8 protein-coding genes and 1 pseudogene are annotated in these 15553 nt (G+C 69.0%); 7 read left to right on the plus strand and 2 right to left on the minus strand.

What is annotated here, in order from left to right:
- Positions 1 to 447, plus strand: a pseudogene (locus ACGFIK_RS22810) (hypothetical protein); the annotation flags it as partial.
- Positions 431 to 1132: a class F sortase gene (locus ACGFIK_RS22815; RefSeq protein ID WP_327024363.1), complete on the plus strand. Its 702-nt coding sequence runs from the start codon at positions 431 to 433 to the stop codon at positions 1130 to 1132. The pseudogene ACGFIK_RS22810 and the gene ACGFIK_RS22815, both read left to right, overlap by 17 nt.
- Positions 1133 to 1192: 60 nt before the next feature.
- On the opposite strand, the gene ACGFIK_RS22820 is transcribed toward ACGFIK_RS22815, so the two are convergent.
- A complete protein-coding gene (locus tag ACGFIK_RS22820) occupies positions 1193 to 6247 on the minus strand; it encodes an NAD-glutamate dehydrogenase (RefSeq protein ID WP_393341212.1) in 5055 nt (1684 codons plus the stop codon).
- 289 nt (positions 6248 to 6536) lie between these two features.
- Between ACGFIK_RS22820 and ACGFIK_RS22825 the strand changes: the two genes are divergently transcribed.
- The 5 genes from ACGFIK_RS22825 to ACGFIK_RS22845 all read left to right on the plus strand — a co-directional run bounded on the left by ACGFIK_RS22825 (position 6537) and on the right by ACGFIK_RS22845 (position 14261).
- A complete protein-coding gene (locus tag ACGFIK_RS22825; protein ID WP_393341214.1) occupies positions 6537 to 8486 on the plus strand; it encodes a penicillin-binding transpeptidase domain-containing protein in 1950 nt (649 codons plus the stop codon).
- 357 nt (positions 8487 to 8843) lie between these two features.
- A complete protein-coding gene (locus tag ACGFIK_RS22830; RefSeq protein ID WP_327024360.1) occupies positions 8844 to 9278 on the plus strand; it encodes a hypothetical protein in 435 nt (144 codons plus the stop codon).
- Positions 9275 to 12295: an alpha/beta fold hydrolase gene (locus ACGFIK_RS22835; RefSeq protein ID WP_393341216.1), complete on the plus strand. Its 3021-nt coding sequence runs from the start codon at positions 9275 to 9277 to the stop codon at positions 12293 to 12295. The genes ACGFIK_RS22830 and ACGFIK_RS22835 overlap by 4 nt, the downstream gene beginning before the upstream one ends.
- A 407-nt stretch (positions 12296 to 12702) precedes the next feature.
- Positions 12703 to 13488, plus strand: a complete 786-nt coding sequence (locus tag ACGFIK_RS22840) for a PhzF family phenazine biosynthesis protein (protein ID WP_327024357.1) — start codon at positions 12703 to 12705, stop codon at positions 13486 to 13488.
- A 98-nt stretch (positions 13489 to 13586) separates the two neighbouring features.
- Positions 13587 to 14261, plus strand: a complete 675-nt coding sequence (locus tag ACGFIK_RS22845) for a 2OG-Fe(II) oxygenase (protein ID WP_327024356.1) — start codon at positions 13587 to 13589, stop codon at positions 14259 to 14261.
- 47 nt (positions 14262 to 14308) lie between these two features.
- Here ACGFIK_RS22845 and ACGFIK_RS22850 read toward each other — a convergent pair whose 3' ends face one another.
- A complete protein-coding gene (locus tag ACGFIK_RS22850; RefSeq protein ID WP_327024355.1) occupies positions 14309 to 15391 on the minus strand; it encodes an arginase family protein in 1083 nt (360 codons plus the stop codon).
- Positions 15392 to 15553: the final 162 nt, after the last annotated feature.

Below are 15553 nucleotides of genomic sequence, written 5' to 3' on the forward strand. Positions count from 1 at the left end.
TGGAAGCCCGGCGAAGACAAGGGCGAGTGGCAGGACCGCGAGGAGGCTTCCCAGCAGGGTGCCGGCGGGGGTGCGGCCGCCGACGGGGAAGGCAGCGGGAAGAGCGACGAGCACGGCCAGCACGCCGAGGGTGGGCGCGACTGGAAGGACCGTGACGAGTACGGCGCGGACAAGGGCGACCGTTGGGAGCACAAGAAGGACTTCGTCTACTACGGCGAGGCCCGGATCGCCAAGGACGCCAAGCCCGGCACGTACAAGCTGGAGGGCTCCTGCGGGGAGGGCGAACTGGTCGTATTGCCGAAGGGTGGGGTCGACGGTGGTGACGGTGGCCTGACCGCCGGCACCGACCGTGACATGGCCACCGCCGGGGCCGGCCTGGTCGGCGCGGCGGCTCTCGGCGGCCTGGTGCTGCTGCGTCGTCGTCGGACCGATGAATTCGCGGCCTGACGCGACGACGAGACGGGCCGACGGCCGCCACGGTAAACCGTGGCGCGCCGTCGGCGCCGCTTTCGTCGTCCTCCTGGCGATGGTGGGCGCCGGGCTGATCGGCGCCGCCTTGAAGGGCACCGGAACGGTCCGCCCACCCCAGCCGGTGACTCGGGTGGGCGCCACCCCCTCGGTCGAGGCCCCCTTCGACGACGCCGACCTCGGCGGCGCTCGGGCCCCGGTCGGGCTGCCCCGGTCCGCGCCCACCACGGTCCGCATTCCCCGCATCGGCGTCAACGCGAAGATCATGCCGCTGGGCACCAATCCCGACGGTACGGTCCAGGTCCCGCCGTTGGACCAGGCACTGCTGGCCGGGTGGTACGAACCCGGGCCGAGCCCCGGCGAGGTGGGCAACGCGGTCATCGTCGGGCATGTCGACTCGGCCGCCATCGGGCCGGCCGTCTTCTTCTCCCTCGGCGCCCTGAAACCCGGCGACACCATCACTGTCGACCGCGCGGACGGCCAGCCCGCCACCTTTCAGGTGGACTCGGTGGTCTCCCACCCGAAGAACGCCTTCCCCACCGAGCAGGTCTACGGCCCCAACGACCGGCCGGGACTACGTGTGATCACCTGCGGGGGCCAGTTCGACGACGCCACCGGCGACTACCCCGACAACGTGATCGTCTTCGCCTCCCTGCACTCCTGACCACCCCCGGACAGCGGCGTGGCCCGGCGGTTTCCCGCCGGGCCACGCTTCGTCCATCGATCAGGCGGCGGCCGAGGTACGCACCAGGGTGCGGATCTGCCGCAGCAGGACCGACAGGGCCGCCAGGTCGGCCCGGGACTCGTCGAACTCCCCCATCGCCCGCTCCGCCCGATGGATCGAGGTGGCGTTCGACTCCACCCACTGCTGCACCCGCTCCAGCGGCGGCAGGTCGGCGGGCGTGGAGTCGAGCACCTCGGCGGTGAGCGCGGCCAGCGCGGCGTACAGGTCGTAGCGCAGCGCCATCCGGGCCAGGGTCTGCCACCGGTCCTCGCGGGGCAGCAGGGAGATCTTCGACAGCAGCGAGTCCACCCGGAACCGGTCGGAGAGCACGAAGTAGATCGAGGCCACCTCGCTCACCTCCCGCTCGGAACCGGCCGCGGTCTCCACCACGTCGAGCAGACCGAAGCTGTACATCAGCCGGGTACTCTGCTCGGCCAGTTCCCGCGGCAGGCCCCGCTCGGTCATCGTGTCGATGTGGGCGGCGATCGCCTCCCGCTCGCTGCCGTAGAACAGGGTCTCCAGCTCCGGCAGCAGCTTGGCCACCCCGTCGCGCAGCCGCTCGATCTCGGCCCGCACGTCGATCGGGGACCGACGGTTGGTCACCAGCCAACGCACCGCCCGGTCCAGCAGCCGCCGGGTGTCCAGGTAGACGTCGGTCTGCAACTGCGGGTCGACCTTGTTGTCCAGGGCCTCGACCGCGTCCCAGAGTGCCCGCAGCCCGAACACCTCACGGACCACCACGTACGCCCGGATGACGTCCGCGGCCGGCGCGGCGGTCTCCTCGACCACCCGGAAGATGAAGGAGATGCCGCCCCGGTTGACCGCCTCGTTGACCAGCACGGTGGTCACGATGTCGCGACGCAGCCGGTGCCGCCCCATCCGCTCGGCGAACCGCTCGCGCATCGGCGAGGGGAAGTAGTTGACCAACACCTTGTTGGTCCACTCCTCGTCAGCCAGCCCTTCGGTGAGGATCTCCTTCTCCAGGGCGATCTTCACGTACGCCAGCAGCACCGCGAACTCCGGCGCGGTCAGCCCGGACTCGGTGCGTACCGCCAGTTCCTCGTCCGACGGCAGCCCCTCCAGGGCCCGGTTCAGGATGCCGGACCGCTCCAGCTCACTGATCATCCGCCGGTGCACCGGCAGCAGCGAGGCGGCCTGGGCCTGCGAGTTGTTGATCGCGCGGGCCTGGTCGTAGTTGTCCCGCAGCACCAGCTCGGCGACCTCGTCGGTCATCGCGGCCAGCAGCTCGTCGCGCTCGGGGACGTCGAGCTCCCCGTCGGCGACCGCGGTGTTCAGCAGGATCTTGATGTTCACCTCGTGGTCGGAGCAGTCCACCCCGGCCGCGTTGTCGATGAAGTCGGTGTAGATCCGACCGCCCGTGCGGGCGTACTCGATCCGGCCGTGCTGGGTGAAGCCCAGGTTGCCGCCCTCACCGACCACCCGGCAGCGCAGGTCCTTGCCGTTGACCCGGATCGCGTCGTTGGACTTGTCGCCCACCTCCGCGTTGCTCTGGGTGGAGGCCTTGACGTAGGTGCCGATGCCGCCGTTCCAGAACAGATCCACCGGAGCGGTGAGGATGGCCTTCATCAGCTCCTGCGGGCTGAGCTGCTCGACATCGTCGTCCAACCCGAGCACCGCCCGCACCTGCGGGGAGATCGGCACCGACTTGGCCGTACGGGAATAGACCCCACCACCGGCCGAGATCAGCTCGGGGTTGTAGTCCTCCCAGGTGGAGCGGGCCAGCTCGAACAGCCGCCGCCGCTCGACGTACGAGGCCGCCGCCTCCGGATCCGGGTCCAGGAAGATGTGCCGGTGGTCGAAGGCGGCCACCAGCCGGATGTGCTCCGACAACAGCATGCCGTTGCCGAAAACGTCACCGGACATGTCGCCCACACCGACCACGGTGAAGTCCTGGCTCTGGGTGTCATGGCCCATCTCGCGGAAGTGCCGCTTGACCGACTCCCAGGCCCCCCGGGCGGTGATGCCCATCTTCTTGTGGTCGTACCCGGCCGAGCCACCCGAGGCGAAGGCGTCACCCAACCAGAAGTTGTGCGCTACGGAGACCTCGTTGGCGATGTCGGAGAAGGTGGCCGTGCCCTTGTCGGCCGCCACCACCATGTACGGGTCGTCGCCGTCGTGCCGGACCACGTCCTCCGGCGGCACGATCTCCCCGGCCACGATGTTGTCCGTGACGTCGAGCAGGGCCCCGACGAAGTCCTTGTAGCAGGCCACCGCCTCGTCGCGGTCTCCCGGCTTCTGTTTGAGCACGAAGCCGCCCTTGGCGCCCACCGGCACGATCACGGCGTTCTTCACCATCTGCGCCTTGACCAGGCCGAGCACCTCGGTGCGGAAGTCCTCCCGCCGGTCCGACCAGCGCAGACCACCCCGGGCCACCGGCCCGTACCGCAGGTGCACCCCCTCGAAGCGGGGCGAGTACACGAAGACCTCGAACTTCGGCCGAGGCGCGGGCAGGTCCGGAATGGCCTGCGGATCCAGCTTGAAGGCCACGTACGCCTTGGGCCGCCCACCCACCGGCTTCTGGTAGAAGCTGGTCCGCAGGGTGGCCTGGATCAGGGTCAGGTACGCCCGCAGGATGCGGTCCTGATCGAGGCTGGCCACGTCGTCCAGGGCGGAGGTCAGCCCGGCGACCAGCTCCGCGCTGCGCTGCTCCCGCTGCTCGCTGCTGAGGGCCCCCGGCTCGAACCGGGTCTCGAACAGCTGCACCAGCAGCCGGGCCAGGTGCGGGTACGCGATGAAGGTCGACTCCATGTAGTCCTGGGAGAAGACCGTGCCGGCCTGCCGCAGGTACTTCGCGTACGCCCGCAGCACCACGACCTGCCGCCAGGTGAGCCCGGCGCGCAGCACCAGCTCGTTGAAGCCGTCCACCTCGGCCTCGCCCCGCCACGCCGCCGCGAAGGCGTTCTCCACGTGCGGACGCACCTCGGCCAGGTCCTGGTGGCCCTCGGGCAGCCGCAGACCGAAGTCGTACAGCCAGATCCGCCCGTCGACCCGTTCCACCTCGTACGGGTGCTCGTCGACCACCTGCACCCCGAGGGAGTGCAGCACCGGCAGCACCGCCGAGAGCATCATCGGCTCGCCGTACCGGTAGACCTTGAACCGGACGTCCATCGCGTCGTCGAGGTCCGCTCCCCGGGCGACCGCGCGCGGCAGCGGCTGCTTGCGGAACAGGTGCATCTCCAGCTGGCCGGGCTCCTCCAGCAGCTCCAGCTTGGCCAGATCCTTCATCGCCTCGTACGGGGTGTGCCCGTCCTTGTAGCCCTCCGGGAAGGCGTCGGCGTACCGGACGAACAGGTGCTTGGCCTGCTCGTCACCGAGCTTGCGTTCCAGCACCAGCCGGTAGTCGTCGTCCCACAGCCGGGTGGCGTCGGCCAGTTCCTCGGCCAGCAGGTCGGCGTCGATCTCCCCGGGCGGGTTGGTCGGGTCGGTCCGCACGATGAAGTGCACCCGGGCCAGCATCGACTCGGTGACCCGGGTGGTGTAGTCCACCCCGACCCCGTTGAGCTCCCGCAGCAGGATGTCCTGCATGCGCAGCCGGTTCTGGGTGGTGAACCGGTCCCGGGGCAGGTAGATCAGGCAGGAGATGAACCGCCCGTACGCGTCCCGGCGCAGGAACACCCGCAACTGCCGACGACCGGCCATCCGCAGCACACCGATCACCGCGTGGTACAGGTCGTCGGTCTTGATCTGGAACAGCTCGTCGCGCGGGTAGGTCTCCAGGATCTGGAGCAGGTCCTTGCCGGAGTGGCTGCGCTGGCTCAGGCCGGAGCGGTCCAGCACCTCGGCGACCTTACGGCGGACCACCGGCAGCTCCTGCACGCTGGTCCGGTACGCGGCCGTGGAGAACAGGCCCAGGAAGCGGCGCTCCCCGACCACCGCACCGTTCTCGTCGAAGATCTTGAAACCGATGTAGTCCAGGTACGCCGAGCGGTGCACGGTGGCCCGGGAGTTCGCCTTGGTGATGATCAGCAGGCGCTTCTCGGTGACCTTCTCGTGCGCCTCCGGGGTCATCGAGGACAGGGCCCGCGCCTCCGGCGAGTCCTGCCGCAGAATGCCCAGCCCGGTGCCGAGCACGGCCTCCAGGGCCGGCCCGCCCTTCTCCGAGTCCGGCACCAGCCGGTACTCCCGGTAGCCCAGGAAGGTGAAGTGGTCGTGCGCCAGCCAGCGCAGCAACTCCACCGAGTCGGTGATGTCCTTCTCCGGCACCGGTGGCCGGTTGTCACTGGTCCGCGCGGCGGCCAACTCGTCGGCCAGGGAGAGGGCCTGCTGGCGCATCTTCGGCCAGTCTTCGACGGCCTCCCGCACATCGGTCAGCACCCGCTGCAACTCGCGGCGCAGCCGGTCCCGCTCCGCCGGATCACGGATCGGGTCGACCTCGATGTGCATCCAGCTCTCGACCAGATCACCGGCGATCGCGTCGTCCGGCTCCACGTCGGCGGCCACCTCGACCAGCCGCCCCAGCGGCTCCCGGCGCACCACCACCAACGGGTGCACCAGCAGGTGCACGTCCAGGTGGTGACTGTTGAGCAGGGCGGTCACCGAGTCCACCAGGAAAGGCATGTCGTCGGTGACGATCTCGATGACGCTGTGGTGCTGCTCCTCGTCGGGTGAGTGGATCCGCAGCTTCAACTCGCCCGGTACCCGCTGCTCGGCCAACTCCCGGTGCTCTCGGGCGGCTTCGAGCATCTCCTCGGCGGTGAAGCCGATCAGCTCCTCGTCCGGCGCGAACCGCCAGAAACGCCCCACCAGGGTAGCCGCGTCATGGTCGTCCCCGGCCAGCGCGACCGCCTGGGCCACCAGTCGTTCGGCATTGGGTACCTGCTCGTCGAGTTCGGCGTCCTCCACGTCGCCTGCCAGCGCCTCTGGTGGCAGACCCAGGTCGTAGAGGGTGTCGATACTCGAACCGGTCATGCCGGTCACTCCTGAATCGAGTCGGCCGTAGCCGTCTCCGTCGGTCGCCGTGTCGAAGCTGTCGTCCCGGCCGGTGTCATCCTGCCGGAGGTCGGGTCCCGGTTCTATCGCCGGACGCCGGTCCATCGGTGCCACTCCCCTCGACCCACTGCGTTGTGGATCACTCTGCCGCCAAGCCTAGGCCGACCGACCGGGTCGTCCGTCGGCGGACCTGTGGCCGGCCTTCCGGATCAGGACGGTCGTCCTTTCACCCGTTGCGGTACGAGGTTCGGCCGGATCAGGAGTACCCCAGCTCATGTTGTTCCTCACACCGTGACCGGCCCGTCTTTTCGCCCAACCCCAGCCGACCGGGGCGGTACGGACGCTCGGGAGGTACTACGGTGCAGGGCAGCCTTACGGGGAGGAACCAGTTCTGATGCACCGGCCGCACCGACAGCGTCACCAATGGTCACGACTCGCCGCCACGGTCGCCTGTCTCGTCGCCTCGGCGGGCCTGGTCGCCTGCTCCGGCGAGGACGGCCCGGAACGCACCGTCGATGCCTTCCTCACCGGCTGGCGCTCCGGCGACCTGAACTCGATCGGCTTCGTCGACCCGACCGGCGCCAAGATCCCCGCCGGCACGGTCGTCCAGGAGATCCGGGAACTCTCCGGCGAACTGGTGGACGCCCCGCTCACCCTGGCCCGGCAGGGCGAGCCGACGATCGTGCAGAACACCGCCACCGCGACCGTACGCCTGGAATGGACCCTGCCGGGCGAGACCACCTGGACCTACGACCGGCCGGTACGACTCACCCAGGGCCGCGACGACCAGTGGCAGGTGATCTGGGAGCCGCAGATCGTCCAGGAGCAGCTCACCCGGGGTGACCGGCTGGGGCTGCGGCGGGATCGGGCCCCCCGGGCCAGCGTGCTCGACGCCGACGACCAGCCGATCGTGGCCCCCCGCGAGGTGGTCCGGGTAGGGCTGCAACCCAGCGAGGTCACCGACGTCAAGGCGGTGACCCGTGATCTGGAGGCCGCCTTCCGGGCGATCCGCCCGGCGATCACACCACCGGTCGACCTGTCGGGTCTGCCGAAGCGGCTGGCCGAGGCGAAACCGGACGCCTTCGTGGAGGTGGTGACCCTCCGCGACGAGGCGTACCGGCAGATCCGGTCGCGAATCTACGACCTGCCGGGGACGAAGTTCCAGAGCGACAAGCTAGACCTGGCCCCGACCCGGGAGTTCGCCCGGGCGGTGCTGGGCACGGTCGATCCCGCGCACGCCGAGGACCTGGCCAAGCATCCGGACCGCTACTCCCCCGGCGACCTGGTCGGGCACGGCGGGTTGCAGGGCCGCTGGGACGAGCACTTGCGCGGCGTCCCCGGCCTCACCGTGATCATCAAGCGGCCCGGGCCGGACGGGACCCTGGTGCCCACCGACACCGAGGTGTTCCAGCGCGAGGCGCAGCCCGGCAAACCGGTCAAGACGACCCTCGACGTCGCCACCCAGAAGGCCGCCGACCAGGCCTTGCGGGCCGAACGACGACGCTCCGCCCTGGTCGCCGTACGGATCAGCGACGGCGCGATCCTCGCCGCCGCCAACGGCCCCGGCGCCGCCGGGGAGAACCTGGCCTTCACCGCCCAGGTGCCGCCGGGTTCCACCTTCAAGATGGTCAGCGCGCTCGGCCTGGTCGAACGCGGCACGGTAACCCCGGACACGGACGTGGACTGCCCGAAGACCCTCGTCGTCGACGGCCGGTCCTTCAAGAACTCCAACGACTTCGAACTCGGCGAGGTGCCGTTCCGCACCAACTTCGCCAAGTCCTGCAACACCGCCTTCGCCGCCCTGGCCCCGCAACTCGGCCCCGACGGACTGGCCGCCACCGGCCGCAACCTGGGCCTGGAGGGTCAATGGCAGGTGGGACTGGACGCCTTCACCGGTAAGGTCTCCGCCGGTGGTGGCGCCACCGAACAGGCCGCCGCCGCGATCGGGCAGGGCACCACGGTGGTCAGCCCACTGGCCATGGCCGCGGCGACCGCAGCGGTGGCCAAGGGTGCCTTCACCCCACCGAAGCTGGTCCTGGACCCGGCCCCGGAGGCGGCCGGTGAGCCGGGCCCGGAGTTGAAGCCCGAGGCCGTAGCGGCCATCCGCGAGATGATGCGTACCGTCGTCACCAGCGGCACCGGCAGCGCCCTGAAGGATGTGCCCGGCGAACCGGTGCACGGCAAGACCGGCACCGCCGAGTACGACAACAACCCGAAGAACACCCACGCCTGGTTCATCGGCTGGCAGGGCGAGGTGGCCTTCGCGGTCTTCGTCGAGAAGGGCGGCTCCGGCAGCGGCACGGCCGTCCCGATCGCCGAGCGCTTCCTCCGCGCCCTCTCCTGACCGGCGGACCTACCGCTTTCCTCACCCGGCCAACCCAACCCGACTACGGATCGTCACGGGTCGGCCTACGCAAGATCTACCGAGGTGACGGCCTATCCGCAGATCAACGGGACCCGCACGCGGACAGGCTCCGCCACCCCACCTGGTCACGCTCCGGAATCATTCACCCGACAGCGATCGGCCATCCATCCCGCACGCGAATTCGGCCGGTTCGCGGGCGCAATTGCCGTACCATCGCTGACCACCATTCATGCGGCTCCGCGCGACATACGCCGATATGATGTCAACCAATCGTGCGATCCATGCCTGCGCCAGAGCAGCGGATGATAAGACTTCCGACCCCAGCGGAGGTCCACGTTGTTCCCTGACTTCTATGCAACCAGCGCCCAGGTACTACCGGTGTTGATGCTCGCGTTGATCTGGGAATCCCGCTTCCTCGACCGACTGGGCCAGCAGAACCGGCACACCCGGCGCGAGGATCCCGATGGTGTCAGATTTTGGACTCGACCCCGGGTACGCGCATATTCCATTTTCATCGTAAGTACGATCATGGGCGGCCTCACCCTGTCGCTACTGGTGCTCGCCGATTACGTGGCGCCCGGTCCGGTTCCCAGGACGCTGCTGGCGGTCTGCCTGGCGTTGGCGGTAGCGACTCTGCTCACCCGCGTGGTCGTCGACATCCTCGCGGCCACCAGACCAACCGATCCGCCGAATGCCGGTCACCGCCCGAACAGCACGGGAGCACCAGCCGGATCACCTGCCGGCGCAGCCGGGGATGGTGAGGCGAAGTGAACCGGATCGACGTCGTCTTCGTCCATGGCCTGCTCTCCTCCCGGCGCGCCTGGCTTCCGATGACGGAGCTGCTGTCCAAGGATCCAGAGCTGCCAGGGCTACGGATTCACTTCTTCGAGTACGCCTCGCAACTCGTTCGGTTCCGGCCGGACCGCCGGATTCCCCATCTCAACGACATCGCCGACCGGCTGCGCACATATCTGCGGGACGATCTTCCGGCCGACGCCCGGCTGGTGGTACTCGTCTCGCACAGCCAGGGTGGTCTGATCGTCCAACGGTTCCTGGCGCGCACCCTGGCTGCGGCGCACGGTCACGAGTTGGCCCCGATCCGCCGGGTGGTGATGTTCGCCTGTCCGAATTCCGGGTCACAGTTCCTCGGCTCGTTGCGCAAACTGACCCTACGACGACGCAGTCCCCAGGAACGGGAATTGCGTCCACTGCACGAGGGAATCATCGAGACCCACAACGCGGTGATTCGTGGCGTACTTCAGGCCCGCGAGCGCACCGCCACGGAATGGCCGATCCCCGTCTCGACCTACGCTGGGATATCCGACAACATCGTCCCGCCGGTGCTCGCCAACTGGACCTTCACCATGACCGGCGTTCTTCCCGGTGATCATTTCTCGGTGATCCGGCCCAGTTCCCCCGAAGACTCATGCTATCGGGCGCTCAAGAAAGAGATCCAGACAGCGGCCGAGGAGCCCGGCGAACCCGAGATCGAACCTGCGGCCTCCCCCGCCGCGGAACGGACCGACTCGTCATCGAAGCCGCCTGCATCGGTCAGGACCGCACCGGCGAGCAGCACTGCCCTGGACCGGCCGGACCGGGCCGGCCGGATCTCCATCGACCCACCCCTGGCCCGCCTCACCTCACCCGTCTACGGGCGGGATGACTTGCTCAAAGAGATCACCGGCGAATTCCGTACCGGCCGGAGCGGCCCATCCGTGCACGTTCTGCACGGTCTTCCCGGCAGCGGCAAGAGTCACCTGGCGCTGGAGATCGCAAGCCGCGCTCTCCGGCAGGGACGCCAGGTCTGGTGGGTCTCGGCGCTCCGATTGAGTTCCGGCATGCGTGAGGTCGCCAGTCGACTCGGTGCACCGACTGGTCTGGTGGACCGGGCGTGGTCCGGCGGCTCAAGCGCGACCGACCTTGTCTGGCGCTTCCTCAACCAGGCCGAGCAGCGTTGGGTGCTCATCATCGACAACGTCGACGAACCGCGGTTGCTCGACCCGGTTGACGAGGACATCGCGGACGGCACCGGCTGGCTGCGCCCACCGACGGACCCAGACAACCTCGTGATCATCACCAGCCGCGACGGCGACCGCACCACCTGGCCGTCCTGGTCGGTGCGGCACCCGGTGCCGCCGCTGAGTGAGCAGGACGGTGCCCTGGTGCTGCTCGACCGGGCCGGCAGCGTGGCCGGTACCGTGGAACAGGCTCAGCGACTCAGCGCCGCTCTCGGTGGGCTGCCACTCGCGCTACGCGCCGTCGGCGACTACCTGAAGTCCGTCCACACCACGCGGGTCTGGCAGGGCACTCAGGTGCTGCGGAATTTCGACAGTTACCTACAGGACCTGCAACAGCGTTTCGCGCTACCGCCAGGTGCTCGAGGGGAACTCGACGAGCCGACCGGCCTCGGTGTCACCAGCAGTGTCTTCGACATCTCCCTGGACCTGTTGGCTCGGCGAGGGCTGACCCAGGCCGGCAATCTGCTGCGGGTCCTCGCCTGCCTCAACGTCGCGCCCGTGCCCTACCACCGGGTGCTCGACCAGCAGGCCCTGATGCGATCTCCGCTGTTCTCCGAGTTCACCGGCCGACAGCGACTCACCGTGCTGGAAGGTCTCGCCGACCTCTCCCTGATCGAGTTGTACGAGGTGGAGTCCGTCCGCGACGAGGACTTCCGGCACGTCATGTCGCTACATCCACTGGTGCACGGGATGATGCGCGACCACCCAGATCTCCGGCAACGAACCAACGAGTACTACAGCCTGATCAGCAAGATGCTGACCGCGGCGGTCAAAGAGCGAAACCCGGACGCGCAGTCGGCCTGGGACGGCTGGTACCTCATCGCTCCGCACACCATCGGGGTCGCCCGGGACTATCTGCTGACCAGCGGAGTGCGGTACGAGCGGGTGACCGTCTTGGCAACACTGGAACTGGTACGGCTGACCGCGCGGTACCTGATCGCCACCGGCCTGGCGCTTGCCGCCGAGGAGTTGCTCGCTTCTGTGGTGGCCGGCTGCCAGGCGTTCGATGTGAACCCGACGGACAGAGAGATGCTGGCGCTACGGCACGAACTGGCCCGCGCGGCGCTGGAGTTGCAGCGACCGCACGACGCCGAGGAACTCCTTCGCGAGCTGATCGCCGATCGGACGGCCGTACTTGGCGCCAATCACGCGGACACGCTGGCCAGCCGGCACAAACTCGCCCGCGCCATCATGGCGCAGAACGGCCGGTGGGCCGAGGCAGAACAGGAACTCACCGCGATCGTCGCCGCAGAGGACAGGGTTCGCGGGCCTGAGCATTCCGACACGATGGTCATCCGGCACAGCCTGGCTCGGGCGATCCTTCTCCAGGGCCGGACCGCCGAAGCCGAGACGATGCTGCGGGAGATCCTGGCGATCCGAATGCGCCACTGGGCACCCACAGAGCCGGAGACCCTGTTCGTTCGACAGAGCCTGGCCCGGTGCCTTTACGAGCGGTCTCGATACGAGGAGGCCGAACAGGAGATCGGGGCAGCGCTCAACAGCGTCGAGCCCGGCCAGGCGGACCGTCCAGAAGTACTTTGGCTGCGTTGGACGCTGGCCCAGGTGCACATAGAACAAGGAAAGATCGACACCGCGCGGACCGAGTTGACCCAACTGCACCTCGATCGCGAACGGGTGCTGGGCGAGGCACACCCCGACACGGTGACCACCCGCGAGACGCTGAACAAGCTGACGCGGTTCGTGCCACCACAACCAGGTACGGCCGATCGGGAGCCGCTAGCTGAGACCGACCAGGAGAAGCAGACATGAGCATCGATCACTCGACACGGGTGTCGGAAAGCTGTCATTCAGCACGACGCGCAAACCGAATCCACCGAATGGTGGTTGTCGTGTCCGCCGCGTCCGGAGATTCTGAAACGACCCGGTCCGACGAAACGGGGGTAGGCATGTTCGCCAGTACCCAGACCGCAGCGGGGTCAGTCGCTCCTGCTTCGGTCACGACGGAACAGACCCTAGGAACCACGCGCGCGCCGGTGCCCGAGGAACTCCGGCAGATTGCTCGGGAAATGTCCGGGGCCTACACATCCGCCCTCGAGGTCGATCCCAAGCTCTACTTCAGCGGCGCCACTCCGGCTCCCGCATTGACCGACCACCCCAGGTGAGTTCGTGGTGGGGCCCCGCCCTGGCCAGCCTGCTCCGCGGACGAGGGAGGTTCCATGAATACGAACGGCACCCGACTGTTCGTCGTTGACGCCTTCACGGACGAGCCGTTCCGCGGCAACCCGGCCGGTGTGGTCATCCTCGATGAACAGCGCGATGACGCCTGGATGCAGGCCATCGCCAGCGAGATGCGACATTCGGAGACGGCATTCGCGCTGCCCGGACAGGACGGTTGGTGGCAGTTGCGCTGGTTCACCCCGACGGTCGAGGTGGACCTCTGCGGCCACGCGACCCTCGCCACCGCGCACGTGCTGGGCGGTTCGACCCGCTTCCGTACCCGCAGCGGAGAGCTGACCTGCACGGTGTCGCCGGACGGTTGGATCGAGATGGACTTCCCGGCCGATCCGCCGACACCAGTGTCGGCACCGCCCGAGCTCCGTCGCGCCCTCGCCGACGACGTCACCGTCGTAACCGTGGCCCGCGGGGTGTCCGACCTGCTCGTCGAGGTCGCCAGCCCACACGATGTCCGTGCCGCACGCCCCGACCTTTCGCTACTGGCCTCGATCCCGGTACGCGGCGTCATCCTCACCGCATACGACGATGAGCGTGACCGGATCGTCAGCCGATGCTTCTATCCCGCCGTGGGTGTTCCCGAAGATCCGGTCACCGGTTCTGCCCACTGCACCATCGGCAGTTGGTGGGCCGAGCGACTACACCGCGACGAGTTGGTCGCCGAGCAGCTCTCCACGCGCGGCGGCACCCTGCGGTTGACCCGGCAGGGAGACCGCATCCGCCTCGGCGGGCGCGGGGTCACCGTCTGGCACGGTGAGATCGCGGTCTGAGCATGAAGTATGCCCAGGAGTTGACCTCGACAACGCTGAACCAACTGGCCAATGGTGACCTGGATGCGATTTGGGTTCGGCATTTTTACCCACCGGCGATGTGCCGAGCGGTCCTGCCCGCCGTCGTCCGGGTATGCGAGGCATCCCGTTACACGCTGACCGGGGACTTCCAGAGCATCGGCACCTCGATCGGGGAAGCCGGCGAGTCGACTGCGAACGAAGACCGCTACATGGCGACCGCAGCCGAGACCACCGAGCTCATTCGGCGGGAGGTCTTCGCCGGCCGACTCTCCCCGCTCGACGACCTACGGTTGCGGCTGGACGAGACGTGGCCGGATGGTGCAACGGTGGCCCGCCACGAGGGCCGGATGATGCTGCCCGGAATCATTCGCCGCTGGCCGGCGGGTGGGCACGCCAACCCGCACATAGACCAGCGGGCGATCCCACTGTTGGCCGCCCACCGTCTCCGCCGACGGATCGGCACCAACATCTACCTGGAGGTGCCGCCACCGGACAATGGCGGCGAGGTGGAGTTCTGGACCTTGTGGACTGACGAGGGCAGCTACGACGCCCACCGCCGCAGCGACTACGGCCTCGATCGAGCCGACCTGGGCGAGCCGCACTGGTCCTGCGCTCCGCGCCAGGGTGACCTGCTGATGTTCGACGCCGCCCGGGTGCACGGCGTACGCCGGGTGGACCAGGGTTCGCGGGTCAGCGCCGCATGCTTCGTGGGCGTACCGTCTCCTGGTGAACCCCTCGTGGTCTTCGCCTAGCCGGCGGCTCAACTCACCCACCACCTGAAGGGTGGGTGAGCTGTCGCTCAGGCGGTCAAGCCACCTGGGCCGGGCGCGGCATGATCATGCTCGTCTGCGGGGTCCGTGCCGTCCGTATCCGGCAGCACGGCAATGTCCGGCCGGTCCACCGGGAGCCGGGGCGCCGGAGCGGAACGGTCGGGCCGCTCCGCGCGCAGTCGGGGCGGAGCGGAGCCGGGAGCGGTGACCGGGCGCAGGCCGGCTACCAGGGTGTTGACGATCTCGGCGGCGTACGTGCCGTCCGGGTCGTAGTCGGGGTCGAAGACGGTCAGCTCGACGCCGAGGCAGTGCGGGGTGTCGACCAGGCCGGCGAGCAGGATCTCCAGTTCGGCGAAGGCGATGCCGCCCGGATCGGGGGCGTCGACCGCGGGCATCACGGCCGGGTCGAGTACGTCCACGTCGACGTGCACCCAGTAGCCGGCGCAGTCGGCCAACTGCTCGTGCGCCCACTGGGCGGTACGCGCGGCACCCTCGGCGCGCAGCGCCGGCACCGGACGGGTGATGATCCCGGCGGCTTGCAGATCGAGCCGGTACTCGTCCTGGGCGCGGATGCCGAGTACCACCACGTCGATGTCCCGGAAGTAGGGGCGGCGTCCCTCGATGGCCGCCAGGTCGGCCTGACCCCGGCCGGTGACCAGGGCCAGATCCTCACCGGCCGCAGCCCCCACGTACGAGGCGTTGCCAGGGTGCCGGAAGTCGGAGTGACCGTCCACGAAGACCAGGCCGATCCGGCCGCCGATCTCCTCACCCAGGCGGTGCATGGCCAGAGCCGTGCCGAGGATGATCGAGCAGTCGCCGCCCAGGACCAAGGGGAACTCCCCCCGGTCGATGATCGCGCCGACCCGGTCGGCCAGGGCCACCGAGTAGTCGGCGATCTCCCGTGCGTGGCACACCCCGTCCCCCGGTCGCCAGTCACCGGCGTCGTAGCGAGGCGGGGTCAGGCAGCCGGCGTCGCGGGCCCGCAGCCGGGGCAGCAGGCCCTGGTCACGTAGCGCGCCGGGGGCCTTGGCGCAGCCCGGAACGGAGGTGGGGGTGGGTGGGCGCAGGCCAAGGTTGCTCGGCGCGTCGAGGACGGCGATCCGGCGCATCATGGGCCGCTGTCGTTCGCGACTGCGGGGCTCGCAAGCTCACTCCTCGCGCTCACAGACCTCGCCCTCCGTTCGCGACTGCGGGGCTCGCAAGCTCACTCCTCGCGCTCACAGACCTCGCCCTCCGTTCGCGACTGCGGGGCTCGCAAGCTCACTCCTCGCGCT

It is taken from the genome of Micromonospora sp. NPDC048871 (assembly GCF_043198155.1).
In the GTDB taxonomy this organism is placed as follows: Bacteria; Actinomycetota; Actinomycetes; order Mycobacteriales; family Micromonosporaceae; genus Micromonospora.

Bases quoted from the DNA above. Each gene is read 5' to 3' on its own strand.
- ACGFIK_RS22825 (WP_393341214.1), top strand. From the start codon at position 6,537: ATGCACCGGCCGCACCGACAGCGTCACCAATGGTCACGACTCGCCGCC.
- ACGFIK_RS22850 (WP_327024355.1), bottom strand. From the start codon at position 15,391: ATGATGCGCCGGATCGCCGTCCTCGACGCGCCGAGCAACCTTGGCCTG.
- ACGFIK_RS22815 (WP_327024363.1), top strand. From the start codon at position 431: ATGAATTCGCGGCCTGACGCGACGACGAGACGGGCCGACGGCCGCCAC.
- ACGFIK_RS22840 (WP_327024357.1), top strand. From the start codon at position 12,703: ATGAATACGAACGGCACCCGACTGTTCGTCGTTGACGCCTTCACGGAC.
- ACGFIK_RS22820 (WP_393341212.1), bottom strand. From the start codon at position 6,247: ATGGACCGGCGTCCGGCGATAGAACCGGGACCCGACCTCCGGCAGGAT.
- ACGFIK_RS22845 (WP_327024356.1), top strand. From the start codon at position 13,587: ATGTGCCGAGCGGTCCTGCCCGCCGTCGTCCGGGTATGCGAGGCATCC.